Below are 13,988 nucleotides of genomic sequence, written 5' to 3' on the forward strand. Positions count from 1 at the left end.
CCCTTAGAAGGACTTGCGCACGCTGACGGCGAAGAGCCTCCCAATGGGATCGCTCGCCGTCGCGTCATAGCCACCGCCGCCATTGCCGTTGGGCGCCAGATTGACATAGGGGGGCGCAATATCGAAGACGTTGCGCACTTCCATCGCGAGCGTGAGCCCCTTCTCGAAGAAGCCGGTCGCCTGTGGATCCCCGATGCGCCACGTCAGCGTCAAGTCGACAGGGGTGTAGCTCTTCACGGACTGCACCGGGTTGGAAAGGTTGTTGGTGTATCCACCAACATGCGTGGCCAGAACACGCGCGCTCAGTGGCCCGTGATCCCAGGTAATGCTGGCCCGCGCCTTGAACTTGAGCGGATTGAAGATGACGTTGCGCCGGTCGACCAGCGGCGCGGCGGGCGTCACGGCGATGTTATATTTGGTGAGGTAGGTACCCGACACGTTGAAGAGCAGATGGTCGTCCGCACCGATGTCGGCTTTCCAGGTTCCGCTAAAGTCGATCCCGCGCGTGATCGACACGCCCAGATTCTGGCTGCGTCCGTCCACGAACAGTGTCACATTGGCCGGATCGCCGCCGGGGAAGGAACCTCCGGCCAGCGCGACGCCCTGGCTCAGCAACTGCTGCACCCGCGCCGCCGCCGCCGATCCGCGCAGGATGATGCCCGTGCCGGCATACTGCGCCTCGTTACCCAGGATGGTGAGGTTGGAGAGGTTGGCCAGCACCTGATTCTCATATTTGACATCCCAATAGGTGACGCCGAAACTCAGATTGGATGTCGGCTCGAAGTCCAAGCCGACCGACCAAGTGGTCGCCGTCTCCGGCTTCAGGTCCAGATTGGGACCGGAAAGCGCATAGCCCTGCAGCGGCGCACCGCCCGCCGGGTTCTGGTAGCTCTGGCCGAATATGTTGTTCGAGTTGCCGTAGATCTCCGGGATAGTCGGCGCACGGAACGACGTGCCGTAGCTGCCGCGCAGCTTGACGCCGCGCACCGGCTGCCAGTTCAGGCCGAACTTGGGGTTGGTGGTGCTGCCCACGTCACTATACTTGTCGTGGCGCACGGCGGCATTGAGTTCCAGCCGCTCGAAACCGGGAACCGCGTTGTTGGCCCCGAAGATCGGGATGTAGAGTTCGCCATAGAAGGAGTCCACCTCGCGGCCGAAATGGCGGTAGGTAATCGGCGTCGTCGGCCCGCCGCGCGCGGAGCCGAGCGCGACGTTGAAGTCCTGCCGCTCATAACCCGCCGCCAGCTTCACGTCGCCGCCGGGCAGCGCGAAGAGCGAGCCGTTGAGGCGACCTTCATAGGTCTTGAGGTGGCCATTGGTTGGAGCCAGGAAGATCTGGTCGGCAATCCCGGCCAGCACTGCGGCGCTGGTGCGACCACGGCTGTACGGGTCAAACGCCGTCGCGGGGTTGCTACTGGCGAGCGCAGCGTTCAGCGCGGCGTTGTTGATGCCGTGATAAGAGCCTGAGAAATCATTGGTCTTGCCATAGCCGAACAGCACTTCGGCTTCCCAGTCATGGGGCAGCTTCGCACGGAGGCCGGGCGTGATTTGCCAGCTTTCCGCAGAACCGAACGAGTCATTGATCGGCACGCTGTTGCCGAAATTATAGTCGAGCGTGTAGCTGGTTCCGCTGAATCCGGCCGGCCGCACGAAGAAGGCGTTCGTCTGCGGCACCGTCAGGCGCGCGTTGGAATAGGCGGAATTCCGGTAAAAATTACGCTTTGAATAGAAGCCGTCATAGAAGACGCTCAGCCAGTCGGTCAGGTCGAAGCGACCCGTGCTATTGAATGAGTCGTAGCGCTGCTTCGGAATGAGATCCTGATTGTCCAGCTCGTCGCACCTGTTGAGCGTGCCTGCCGCCAGCGATCCGGCCGTCGCCTGCGTCACACCGCCCGCCGGGATGGCGTAGGTCGTACCGTTCGCATTGATGTTGCCCGGGGCGCACCGCACGATCCGGTAATCCCCGCCGCCGAAGCCCGTCTGGTTGCTGGTAAAGAAGCCGCGATCGTCGCCGCTCAGGTTCGAGCGCTCGACATGCTCGTAGGCGACCATGATCTGCCCGCGTTCAAACACCTTGCCGAGGGCCGCGCCCAGCGTCGTCTCATGGAAGTCGCCCCGTGACGATATGCCCGATCGCGCGAACACCTCGCCGCCGTCTAGGGACCGACGGGGGATAAGATTCACCACGCCTGCGACCGCATCCGAACCGTAGATGGCGGATGCGCCGTCGGCGACCACCTCGACCCGCTCGACACCCAGTGACGGAAGCACCGACGGATCGATCGAACGGCTGTTGTTGGTCACGCGGTGCCCGTCGATCATCACCAGTGTCGCATAAGGCCCAATGCCGCGCAGGTTCACCGAGTTGCCATAGGTGATGTTGCCGCTTCCGCCCGACTGGCCACGCGAATTTTCCGAGACGCCGAGGTCGAAGACCTGCGGAATTTCCTTAATCATGCGATCGACGGTGACCGCGCTCGAGGCCTCCATCTCGGCCCGGCCAAGTGTGGTGACGGTCGACCCGACCGGCGCTTCGCCACGCACGCGGCTGCCGGTGATGACGATGTCCGGCGCTGCCCCCTCCTCGTTCTGCGCCACCGCCATGGCGGGCAGAGCCAGTGCCATCAGGCTGCTGCTCAGCTTCAGTGCCGTTCCTAGAGTGATCCCGCCCTTATGATCCTTGCTCATCCCAACCTCCCTCGCCGCCCCTGCGGCTTTTATGTTTAATCGACGTCTCAGTTCGCGACCGGCAATTTGACCCAGGAGCCGCCCGCGCTGCCCCGCTCGACCGTGAAAACCGGGGCGGGAGTCTGTTGTATTTCCTTGAGATTGCGCTGGCGGGGGTCCGCACCAGCGATGGTGACGCGCAAACGGGCGCCAGCCGGCACGATCCGCGACACCGGCGTCAGATCGATCGCCAGATTGGCCTGCTGGCCGACCGGGAGAGGTGCTACATCCGCCTTGCGCCCTGAGTGCCAGGGCAGACCCATGACGTGATAGGGTGCCTTGCCAGTCTTGCGATGCGCGAGTGCCAGCCGGCCGAAGGCCACGACCTCCGCCTCTCCGTCGGCCGCCACCTGATCCAGATAGACGAAAACATCGGCATCGGGCTTGTCCGCCGAGACGCGCAGGTTCACGACCGGAAAGCCGATCAGCTTGAGCGGCTTGTCCAGCGGGGCGCTGGTATAGCTCAGCCCCTTGTCGTCCATGGGCTTGGCCCAGAAGGCAAAATAGTCTGCGCCGGGCAAGTCGTAGCGCACCGTGAACTTGTCCGCGCCCGCGCGATCCGGCTTTGCACCGAGCGTTCCGTCATTCACCGATCGCGCGGTGCCACTGCGACCGCCGTTCAGGAACCACTGCATTGGCGTGACGTTGGCACCCGGCAACGCGTCGGAGCGGGCATAGCCACCTTTCCCGTCCAATCCCTCGACCCAATAAGTCGCACGCGGCTCTTTCTCGATGCCGTTGTCCGCGCCTTTGAGATAATGATCGAAATAGCGCACGACTTCGCCAGTGAAGTCGAATCCAGGCGGCGGCACGCAGTGGCTGCCAGGCCCGGCGAGAAACTTCGATCCCTTGAGGTTCGCCGCGCTTAAGATGGACTGGGCCGTTGGCTCGTCATGCCAGTTGCTCCAGAAATAAGTGGCGATGCCCGCCCGCTGGATCGCGTCGAGATAATTATAGACGCCGACTTCCTCCCAGAAGCGATTTCCAGTGAAGGCGGAAACGCTGTCGCGATAGGGCATTCCATACCAGAGCGCGGCCATCGGCGTGTTCTGGGCATGCTGGGCAACGGCTGATTTAAGCTGCTGCCCGTCCGCGTCGCCATCGACCGGGACGCTCGCCAGATCGTCGCTCAACGGCTCGTCCGGCCGGGTGTTGAACTGGGCGGTGATGCCGCCGCGCCGCACGAAGGCATATTTGTCGAGGTCCGACGCGCCGACGAACACCGCCTTGAGCGCCGGGGGCGCAGTGGTCGCGGTGTGAAATGTTGTACCCCCTAGATAGGAGCATCCGATCATGCCGACTTTGCCGGTGGAAAAGGACTGACTCGCCAACCACTCGACCAGATCATGGCCGTCTTTCGCCTCGGTGCGGTCCTGAAAACCCCGGCGCGCGCCAAAGGACGCGCCCTTGCCGCGAATATCGGCGACCGCGACCACGTAACCGGCGGAAATCAGCGAGCGCAGCGCCAGGCCGTCCTCCAGCGCGACTTCCCTGATCGCGCCGTCTTTATCCTTGAAACGAGCGCGATAGGGCGTGAACACGAAGATGACCGGAAGGCGCTTTTCTTCCACCTTGCCGTCACTGGCCGGTCGATAGATGTTGACGGCCAGCTTCGTGTCGTCCCGCACAGGCACGTAGAGCGAGGTACGCTGCACGTCTGCATAGTCTTTAGCCGGACCCGGCACGGCTGCCGTAACAGCAGCCAGCACGCCGATCCATCCAACCGCCCGCATCCTCGCTCTCCTATTGTTGACAATTTCATCAGCGATCAACCGGCCGGATGCAATCAAAAAACAGATGACAATATTGTTGACAATATTGTCGGGAGATTAGACGTTCCTCACATGAACGAGCAGTTGGACAAGCGGGCACCCTCGGCCGTCGAGGTCGCCGACTGGGTGCGTGACCGCATCCGCACAGGCCGTTTTGTGCCCGGCCAGCGGTTGGTCGAAGTGGACATCATCCGGCAAACCGGCGCTAGTCGGTCGAAGGTGCGCGAAGCGTTGCAGCGGCTGGAAGGCGAAGGCCTGGTGCTGATCGAGGAATTCCGCGGTGCATCCGTCCGAAGCACCAGCCTTGAGGAAGCTGCGCAAATTTATCGGGCGCGTCTTGCCTTAGAAGGTATCTGCGCCGCCGACTTCACACGAAACGCCTCGGAGGAACAGAAGCACCAGTTGTGCATCGTCCAGGAGCAACTCGACAAATGCGTGAACGATCGGGCGCCGGATAAGTTTGGGCGGCTGAATATCGAGTGGCATCGACTCATTGTGGAGGGCTCCGGCAACACGGTCATTGCCGAGTTGCTCAAACGCCTGAATGTTCCCATTCACCGAATGTTGTTCGAGAGTTTCTACGACGAGGAGCGCCTGCGTACCGCGAACGCGGACCACCAGAACATGCTGCGCCTCATTTTGGCCGGAGAGGCCGATGCGGCCGAAACGGCCATGCGCAGCCACATCGGTGACGGGTTCAAAACACTGTCAAAAATCGAGAGTGAATTTTATCGGTGAGGGTCGTGAGAGCGGTGCTCATCGATTGTCAAGAACGGTGGCCACTGAAAGAATCGGCTAACCCGCGATAAATCCGGGGCGCGAACCTCAGCGCTGTTCCACTCCGCCATCTTCGACCGCGCTTGAAGCGCTCGCGGCAGCGCGTGCATCGGCGAGCGCCTTCCTCGCCTTGCCAGCGAAGGAAGCCTTCGGGTCCAGCTTCAGGGATCGTTCCAGCAAGGCAATCGCTCGCGCATGATTGCCATCCCGACCTTGCTTCCCGTCCAACTCGGCCTTCCCAAGCATGAAGCAGCTTTCCGCCTCCCCGATCCCGCACGCCTTGTCGAACATGTCGAGCGCGCCGCTCCGGTCTTTACGGACTCCCTGGCCCCGATGGATCATCATCGCGAGATTGCCGCAGGCGCTCGCGTCGTCAGCCTGACACGTCTTCTCGAACAATTCTGCCGCTCGCGCGTAGTCACGCGACACGCCGAGGCCGTCGCGGTAGAGAACGCCGAGGTTATAGCATGATTTGTCATCGCCCGCGTCGCAGCCCTGCCCGAAAAGGCGCGCGGCTTCTGCATGATTACGGCGCAGTCCCTTGCCCAGCGAATAGGCAGCGCCGAGGTTCATGCATCCGTCGGACGATCCCTTGTCGCAGGCTTCCCGGAAGAGAGCAGCGGCACGGACGTCGTCCTTCACAACGCCATCCCCGCGAATATAAGCGAGACCCAGGTTCGAGCATCCGGTGGCATCGCCGCTCCGGCAGGCATAGGCGTAATAAGCAGCGGCTCGGTCCATCGACAGGGCGACGCCCTGCCCCTGCCCATAAGCGAAGCCGGCCATGGTGCAGCTTGCCATGTCACCGAGATTGCACGCCTTGCCGGCAAAATAGGTCGCCCGCACCAGATCGCGTGCGACACCCCGGCCTTCACGGTAGCGCTCGCCCAGGTCGGCGCAACTGTCCGCATGCTCTTCGTCGCAGCGCGTGACAAGGTCCGGCACGGAGGTCGGCGCGTCCTCCTGTGACGGCTCCATTTGCGGTGGCGTTTGCGTTGCTGTCGCGGCTTCCTGCGCCTGCGCAGGAAGCACCACGAAGAAGATTGCCAGCGCGAGGACGACTATGGGCCGCAAGGCCGATGTCATCCCCCTTGTCCCTCGGCCGCGTCACGGACGAGCTGTGCGCGAAAGTGCAGCGATTGCGGCGTAGCCTCAAGCACGTCGATCATGAAATCGCCGATGTGAACCGTCTTTTGCGTTTGCGGAACGCGCATGGGCTGGCCAGAACCGGCATGGGCGAGGTCGTCAATGCTGTAGCCACGCTTCTCGAACACCAACTCGCCGTTCTGCACCCCCAGATAGGCAATGTCGTAAATCTGACCGACCACATCCGTGTCATAATCTGATCGTCCGTTCAAAGTGCGCTATGGCCGGCAATCAGTTGAACTCATCCTGATCAGGATGCCTCCACATGCAGCTCTTCCAGCGCCTTCCGGAGCAGCACCACGGCCTCCATCAGCACTGCGGGATTGGCAGGGCCATCATGAGAGGCTAGGCGGCTGAGCAGATGCTCGACGCGCTTGAGCGACTGGGCGATCTTGGCGCGGTCGACACATTGCCCGTCCACGGTTGCGGCCTGGGCGCCGAGCGCCGAGAGCCGTTCTTCCAGTCGCATCCGCTGAGCGATCTCGCGCGTGAGCCGGTCTTTCAGCTCGCGCCGTTCCAGCGCGCCGGTGGACTGGCGCCGGTCCATTGAGGCATATTCACTGCGCACGGCCCGGGTCGCGCGGGATGCCTGCAGCTGCTTTTCGATCCGCGCCTTGAGGGCGATGAAGTCGATGGGCTTTGGCACATAATCATTGGCGCCGGCTTCCAGAACATCGACGATCGTCGTGGCTTCGGTGCGCGCCGTCAGCATGATGACCGGCAAGTCGGCATAATGGGGGTTGGACCGCAATTCGCGCAGGACAGCGAGGCCAGTCAGATCCGGCATCATATAATCCAGCAGCACGATGTCGGGCCGGGAGGCGTAGATGGCGGCCAGGCCGCTGCGGGCGCTGTCCGCCGATTCCGGCATATAGCCCATGCGCGCCAGGTGGCGGCAGACGATCACGCGATTGTCCGCGACGTCGTCGATAACCAATACGACCGGCGCCTGCTCCTGGGCCGACGCCACATCAATCTTAGTCGAGTAGGACATGATGCATTCCATCATCAAAGGGTTGATCGGTCCGGACGCGTGCCAGAGCCTCGCGCTGGCCTTTGACCAGCTTCACGGCAGCCTTGACGAGGGCTTCCGGCGCGAAGCTTCGCGGATCGAGAAACGCATCCCCGCCCAGCCGGCGCAAAACGTCGTCTTCGGGCCGGCGCTCCCCCATCACCAGCACCGCACTGGCCCGTCGCGCGCGCGTCCCGCGATGAACATGGTCGCTGGCGATCTGGGCAAGGTCGACCACGGCCAGGTCGGGCCGGTCTTCCGCCCTGCAGAGAGTGAAGCCAGCCTGTTTCAAACTCCGCTCCAGCTTCGCGCTCATCGTCGCGTCGAACCCGGAGACGCAGACCCGCGCCGCAAGCTGCCGCGCGTCGGCATAGAGCCCGAGCAGAGACAGCAGCCGGTCCCGCTGCAGCGGCTTGGGAAGATAGGCAGCCGCACCCAGGGCAAAGCTGGAGGCTTCCATATCGTGGACGCTGATGATGAAGCAGGGGATCGCCGCCAGCGCTTCGTCCTCGGACAGCTGACGCAGCACGGCGCGCCCATCGGTGCCCGGCATGACGAGATCAAGCAGAATGGCGCACGGGCTTGTCTCGCGCACCATCTGCAGGCCTGCGTCGCCGCCGGAGGCCAGCCGCAGATCATATCCGGCCGGGGAGAGCCAGCGATCCAGAATGGCAAGACAGGCCGGATCATCATCGATAGCGATGATATGGTCCGGCTTTGTCCCGACCGGCGTCATCTCTTCGATAGACAGGACGCCCGACTGCGCCTCCCGCTCGATCGGGATGGCGACGGTGAAGATGGTGCCCAGCCCTTTTTCGCTGGAGACGCTGATGGTCCCACCCATCAACTCGACGAACCGCAAGGTGATGCTGAGGCCAAGCCCCGTACCGCCCGCCCGGTAGGAGGCTGTGCTGCCCTGCACGAACGGCTCGAACAGACCATCGATCTGCTCGGCATCGATGCCGATGCCGGTATCCGCCACGCTGAGGATCAACAGAGTGCCTGCGCCCTCCTCCTTGAGCGAGGCGCTGAGCACGATATGCCCCTCGTCCGTGAATTTGCAGGCATTGCCGCCCAGATTGAGCAGACATTGGCGGATCTTGAGCGGGTCGATCCGCATCGGCGTGGGCGGAACGTTGATCTGCAAGGCGACGCTATTATTGCGGCGGGAGGCAATCGGCTCGAGTGTCGCCAGCACGTCGCGCATGATGTCGCCCAGATCGATCATTTCGAGATCGAGGGTCATCCCGCCCGCTTCGATCTTGGCGAAATCGAGCACCTCATTGATCAGGGTGAGCAACTGGAGCGCCGACCGGTGGATGACCGTTACGTCGGCGAGGTTCTCCTTATCGTCGAGCGCGGCCAGTTCCTCTTTCACCAGTTCGGCATAAGCGATGATGGCATTGAGGGGCGTGCGCAGTTCGTGGCTCATGCTGGCGAGGAACTCGGACTTGGCGACATTGGCCGCCTGCGCCTGATCGCGCGCTGCCTGCAAATCCGTCAGCGTCGCCGCCAGCGCGCCCTCGCGGCGTTCGATTTCGGTCAGCATCCCATTGAATGCCTTCACGATCCGGCCGAGTTCATCTCCGATCGACTGCGGCATACGGGCCGAATAGTCCGCCGTCTGCCGGATGCGCTCCATGGCCTCGACCATCCGGTCCATCGGGAAGAAGAGCAGCGTGAGCATCCTGCGGGCGATGAGCCAGGCGACGAGAAACGCAATGCAGCCAAAGGCACTTGCGATGCCCAGAGTTCGCAGCATCATTTCGGTCAGCGTCTCGGTTTCGGTGGAGAGTTTGAGCCACCCCACGGTGTCCCCGGCCACCATGATCGGCGTGACGACCTGCAGGCCCGCCTGGTCCGCTTTCGATCCGACGAGGGCGGCGGGTTTATCCTGATTGCCCGTCTGCGGCGGTTGCCCGCGGACGGCGATCCGGCGCTGCTGCTCGTCATAGACCTCGATGGAGCGGATCGTCTTGATGGTCGCCATGGACGCCAGCGTTTCCTGGATCGCCTTCACGTCGTTGAAGACGAGCGGCGCTCCCAGCGTGGCAGCGACCACCTCGCCCAGCTCGCTTTGACGCTCGGCATTGGCGGCGCTCTGGACATGATATTGCCAGGCCGCCAGACCGGCGCAGCTCAGGAGCAGGGCGACCATGCAACTGCTGAGCACCGTCGCGATCAGGCCGCGGCGGAAGCTCCAGGGGGAGAACCATGGCATGCGTCCTCAATCCCTGACGGCGCGTGCGAGGCGGAGCAGGCGTGAACTGAAGACGGCCCCGCCGCGAGCCCCGGCCTTCAGGTTCACCTCGAACCCGATCTGCCTGCCGAAATTGACGAGCGCGACGCTCCCCTGCCGATCGAGAAAGTCCGATCCTTCGCCGATGAGCAGCGGTGGCGGGGACGAGGCGACGAGCGGCGCAGTGCTCGTTCCGGGGCCGACATAGGCGATGCGGCAGTCGACGCTCCACGTCGTCCGCTTCACGATCCGCACCTCCAGCCGGCCGCCAGCGACATTGCGGCCTTCATAGACCTGCAGGGCGCCCGCGAGAGGCTCGTCACTGGAAACGCACAGGACCACACGGTCACGCGGCGGGCGCAGGTCGACGAAGCGGATGATGTTGTAGATGATCGCAGCCTTGAGCTCGCTCTGCTCGTCAGCCGCGCGCGCGGGCGCGCAGGCCGCGAAGAAGGCCAGAAGCGCGATGAAGGGGCCCGTGAGGAGATGAACGAGGCGCATCATCTCAAAAATCCACCGAGAGACGCAGGGCGACGGAGCGACCGACATAGCTGCGGGGCGCGGGATAGAGCTGCTGCGCGAACTCGACCCGCCTGTCGGCCAGCAGGTTCTGGCCGATCAGCGACAGATTGAGGCGCGGCATGAGCACATAGTTGATGCGAAGATCGAGGTCTTGATAGGCTGGAATATCGCTCGCCGGCAAAGCGCTGACATGGCGCAGCCACGCATCGACTTCCAGATTGGGTGCCACATCGTAGCTGACCCGCATGCCGGCCTGAAACTTGGGCGAGAGGCCGGCGAGCGCATGGCTGATCGATGTCGGACTGTCTGTCTCGAAGGAGAGATGCTGCATCGAGGCATTGGCCTGCACCTTCAGATCGGGCGCGGGACTGAAGGTGATCGCGGCTTCCACGCCATAGGTCTGCCCCTTGCCGATATTGGCGCTCTGATAATCCAGCAGCAGAACAGGCGTGGGCGAGAAGACCATGGACTGGCCGCGCGCGGCGTAGCCGATGAGGTTGCGATAGCGATTGTAATAGGCCGCGATGTCATACGTGAAGGAACTTGAGAGGCTGCCGCGAATCCCCAGCTCAAAGGCGTCGAGATTTTCAGCGGCCAGATCGGCTTGCCCTTCGATACGCGCGACCATGGGCATCGGGGTCGGATTCATCGGCGTTCCGGCGGGGATCCCCAGATTGACCCGGACGGCCTCCTCGAACCGTGCCGGCGTCCGCACCGCGCGGGAGGCAGCGGCCCAGATGGTCATAGACGGCGTGGGCTTGGCGAGCAGGCGAACGCTGGGCTGAAGGGCAAAGCCGCTGATCGTGTTATATTCCGCCTTGGTCCCCACCGAGAGCCGCAGGCGATCCGGCACCAGCCAGAGATCCTGCTGCGCGAAGCCGCTCACCCAATGATGGGTTTCGCGCGGTACGATGAAGGAGACGAAGCGGTCCGAAGAGCCCAGAGAATCGGTCGTCCGCCGGACGTTGAGGCCAAGGACCAGTTCCTGCCGGTCGCCGCCCAGCCTCAGGCTTGCGTCAAGGTCATCCACGGTGCGGGAAATGTTGACGCCGAATTCGCGCCGCTGAACCCAGTCATGATAGGCCTGCAGATTGAACTCGCGCTGGCTGTCCCAGCGATGTGACCAGCGCCCGAGCAAATTCATCCCGGAGAAGCTGCCGTCGAACGGGTACATGCCGGTCTGCTGAACCTGCGGCGGCGTTTGCAGCAGGTCCGCGACGAAGGTGCCATGCTGCACATCGCCCTGTAGCGTGATCGTGTCATTCTCGTCCGGCACCGCGTCCAGGCGGAAGCCAGCCTGCACGGCCCGCGAGCCGCTGTTCCAGCTTTCGCCATTCGGTTGCTCGAGCCCATCGATGTCGCGCGCGGTCACATAGGCGCGATAGCTGAGCTTGTCCTTGCTTCCCCCGTAGCGCACCGTGCCGTTGCGCCCGTCGGCGGAGATGAACGCATTCGCCTGCCAGCCCTGGGTCTGGATGCTGTCCTTGGTGATGATGTTGATGACGCCGTTCACGGCGTTGGACCCCCACAGGGTGGCGCCCGGTCCCCTGACCACCTCGATCCTCTCGATGTCGGACAGGGGCACGAGTTGCTGGTCCCACAGCACGCCGGAGAGGCTGGAGACATAGAGCGAGCGGCCATCGATCATCACGAGCAGATTATTGGCAAAGCGCGTGCTGAAGCCGCGCACGGAAACCGCCGTCGAGACGCTGTCGATTTGGCCCACTTCCACGCCCGGCACCAGCCGCAGCACTTCGGGAATGCTCTGCGCCCCGGAGCGCAAAATGTCTTCCTGGGTCAGGATGGTGACAGCGGCGGTGCTGTCACTGAGACGCTGCCTGCGCTTGGCGACGGAGGTGGATTCGGTGGTCAGCAGGTCTTCGAGCGAATAGCTGCTCAGATCCTGAGCATGGGCGCTCCTGACGCCGGGAACGCAGGCGCCGACCAGCGCCGCCGCTGCCATCAGCCGCCAACGGGAGGCCTTGACGCTCATCGGTCGCTCCCGGCGACGGGCAAACCGGCCATGTGCGGACAGCGCAGCCAAGCCAGCGCGTCCGCCTCATTGAGGGGCCGCGCGATGGCGTAGCCTTGCAGCGCGTCGCAGCCCATCTCCTTGAGCATCTCAGCCTGGGCCGCCGTCTCCACGCCTTCTGCCACCACTTCGAAGCCGAGACCGTCCGCGAGGCTGACGAAGGTGCGCACGACCGTTTGATAGTCCCTGCGCGTGGCAAGGTCCGTCACCAGCGAACGGTCGATCTTGATGCAATCGATCGGGAGAAGCAGCATTCTGGCCCAGTTGGAATAGCCGGTACCGAAGTCGTCGATCGCAATGCGGATGCCTAGCGAGCGAACCTCCAGCAAGCGCTCGACGAAGATGGGCGAGTCCTCCATCAGCATCGATTCCGTGACTTCAAACTCCAGAAGCTCGGGAGATGCGCCTGTCTGCGCCAAAGACGCCCGCACGAAATCCACGAAGTCCGGCTGGCGGATGTCCTGCACGGTGATGTTCAGCGAGAGCAGGCAAGGCATGTCTTGCCGCGCCCAGTCTGCGGCGACCCGCATCCCTTCCAGAAGAGTCCAGCGGCCGATCTGCACAAGAAAACCAGCCTCCTCCGCCAGCGGGAGGAAGCGGCCGGGCAGCAACATGCCCCGCTGCGGGTGGCGCCAACGGACCAGCGCCTCGACAGAGGGACGCACATCGGGTGTGGTGGGCAGCTTGGGCTGGAACGCGAATTCCAGCTCGCCCCGGTCCGCCGCGAGCCGCAACTCGGCCTCCAGCCTTGCACAGTCCTGCGCCCGTTCGATGATCTGCGGATCGCATAGGCAGACCTGATTGCCGCCTCGCGCTTTTGCCTGATGCATGGCCATGCCGGCTTTCGCCATCAGTCGCTCATAGATCCTGGCGTCGTGCGGCATCCGCGCGGCGCCAGCGCTCGCGGTGAGCGTGGCCGGAAGCGTCCCGCCATCAAGGTCGAACGGTTCTGCCAGCAGGCGCAGGCACCGGGTCGCCAGTTCCTCCAGATCGTCCGCTGTCAGCGCACCCGAGCAGAAGATGCCGAATTCATCGCCCGCGAGGCGCGCGATGATCGGCGCGGGGCCGGTCGGCCGCAACTCCCGGCACCAGTCTGCGGCCAGTCGCAACCGCCCGGCAATCGCCTGCAGCAGGCGATCGCTCTCCCACAAATCGAGCCGGTCGTTGATCTTTCGGAACGAGTCCAGGCCCAGATAAATGATGGCGCCGACCGGGCTGGTCGCACCGCTTTCGTGGATGGCGGCCTCGACCAGACGACGAAAGCTGACACTATTGTCCAGAGCCGTCGCCGGGTCGGTGAGCGCCGCCCGCTCACTGGCGCGCAATAATGTGGACACCCGCCTCATCAGTTTCGCCAGGGCAAGTCTGAGTTTTTCCGGCTCGGCATCGAGATCGGTCTCGGGGTTGAAGGCCCACTCCCCAAGCGCGGTCGCCTCGATCATCTCGCAGACGCGATCCAGCCACGTCTCATCCACACGCTCCCCTGTGGCGCGAGGCGTGAAAGCCGAAGGGCTATCGCCGCTATGGGAGGGGATTGGATCGTGCTTCACCAGTCGCCTGCCTTGCAGGAGAGAAGCGGCTTCAGTCGCATGGGTCCACTGCGCCCGCGTCGCAGCGGCCGGCATAAGGTCAGATTTTGGGGGCGGGATTTCGCAGGCACGACAAGGGATTGCGCCACACGAAAACGATCGATGAACATCCGCACGAGCCTTTCAGTCCAGCGCGGCTCAGCGAGACCGCGACCGATGGTCGGCCGTGACA

Annotated in this window: 10 protein-coding genes; 1 reads left to right on the forward strand and 9 read right to left on the reverse strand. The window is 63.6% G+C overall.

What is annotated here, in order from left to right; all coding sequences use genetic code 11:
- Positions 1-3: 3 nt before the first annotated feature.
- Together M2331_RS13515 and M2331_RS13520 are read right to left on the reverse strand one after the other, a co-directional pair.
- Complete coding sequence (locus tag M2331_RS13515) at positions 4-2,688, reverse strand: TonB-dependent receptor domain-containing protein (protein ID WP_181560755.1); 2,685 nt, start codon at positions 2,686-2,688, stop codon at positions 4-6.
- 47 nt (positions 2,689-2,735) lie between these two features.
- Positions 2,736-4,460, reverse strand: coding sequence for a CocE/NonD family hydrolase (locus tag M2331_RS13520; RefSeq protein WP_181560756.1), 1,725 nt, complete (start codon positions 4,458-4,460; stop codon positions 2,736-2,738).
- Between the two features lie 111 nt (positions 4,461-4,571).
- On the opposite strand from M2331_RS13520, the gene M2331_RS13525 reads away from it, so the two are divergent.
- Positions 4,572-5,237 carry a GntR family transcriptional regulator gene (locus M2331_RS13525; RefSeq protein ID WP_181560757.1) on the forward strand — a complete coding sequence of 222 codons (666 nt, stop codon included), beginning with the start codon at positions 4,572-4,574 and terminating at the stop codon, positions 5,235-5,237.
- A gap of 87 nt (positions 5,238-5,324) precedes the next feature.
- Here M2331_RS13525 and M2331_RS13530 read toward each other — a convergent pair whose 3' ends face one another.
- The 7 genes from M2331_RS13530 to M2331_RS13560 are packed head-to-tail and all read right to left on the reverse strand — an operon-like array spanning position 5,325 to position 13,777.
- Positions 5,325-6,362: a tetratricopeptide repeat protein gene (locus M2331_RS13530; RefSeq protein ID WP_181560758.1), complete on the reverse strand. Its 1,038-nt coding sequence runs from the start codon at positions 6,360-6,362 to the stop codon at positions 5,325-5,327.
- Positions 6,359-6,634, reverse strand: a complete 276-nt coding sequence (locus M2331_RS13535; protein ID WP_181560759.1) for a hypothetical protein — start codon at positions 6,632-6,634, stop codon at positions 6,359-6,361. The genes M2331_RS13530 and M2331_RS13535 overlap by 4 nt, the downstream gene beginning before the upstream one ends.
- Before the next feature lie 38 nt (positions 6,635-6,672).
- Complete coding sequence (locus tag M2331_RS13540) at positions 6,673-7,416, reverse strand: response regulator transcription factor (RefSeq protein ID WP_181560760.1); 744 nt, start codon at positions 7,414-7,416, stop codon at positions 6,673-6,675.
- Complete coding sequence (locus M2331_RS13545; protein WP_181560761.1) at positions 7,400-9,655, reverse strand: ATP-binding protein; 2,256 nt, start codon at positions 9,653-9,655, stop codon at positions 7,400-7,402. The genes M2331_RS13540 and M2331_RS13545 overlap by 17 nt, the downstream gene beginning before the upstream one ends.
- Positions 9,656-9,661: 6 nt before the next feature.
- Positions 9,662-10,177: a YfiR family protein gene (locus M2331_RS13550; RefSeq protein ID WP_181560762.1), complete on the reverse strand. Its 516-nt coding sequence runs from the start codon at positions 10,175-10,177 to the stop codon at positions 9,662-9,664.
- A gap of 1 nt (position 10,178) precedes the next feature.
- Complete coding sequence (locus tag M2331_RS13555) at positions 10,179-12,188, reverse strand: TonB-dependent receptor plug domain-containing protein (RefSeq protein ID WP_181560763.1); 2,010 nt, start codon at positions 12,186-12,188, stop codon at positions 10,179-10,181.
- Positions 12,185-13,777 (reverse strand): putative bifunctional diguanylate cyclase/phosphodiesterase, encoded by a 1,593-nt coding sequence (locus M2331_RS13560; RefSeq protein WP_264592401.1) that lies wholly within the window; start codon positions 13,775-13,777, stop codon positions 12,185-12,187. Before M2331_RS13560 ends, M2331_RS13555 begins: the two co-directional genes overlap by 4 nt.
- Positions 13,778-13,988: the final 211 nt, after the last annotated feature.

Source organism: Sphingobium sp. B10D7B, from assembly GCF_025961955.1.
Classification (GTDB): Bacteria; Pseudomonadota; Alphaproteobacteria; order Sphingomonadales; family Sphingomonadaceae; genus Sphingobium.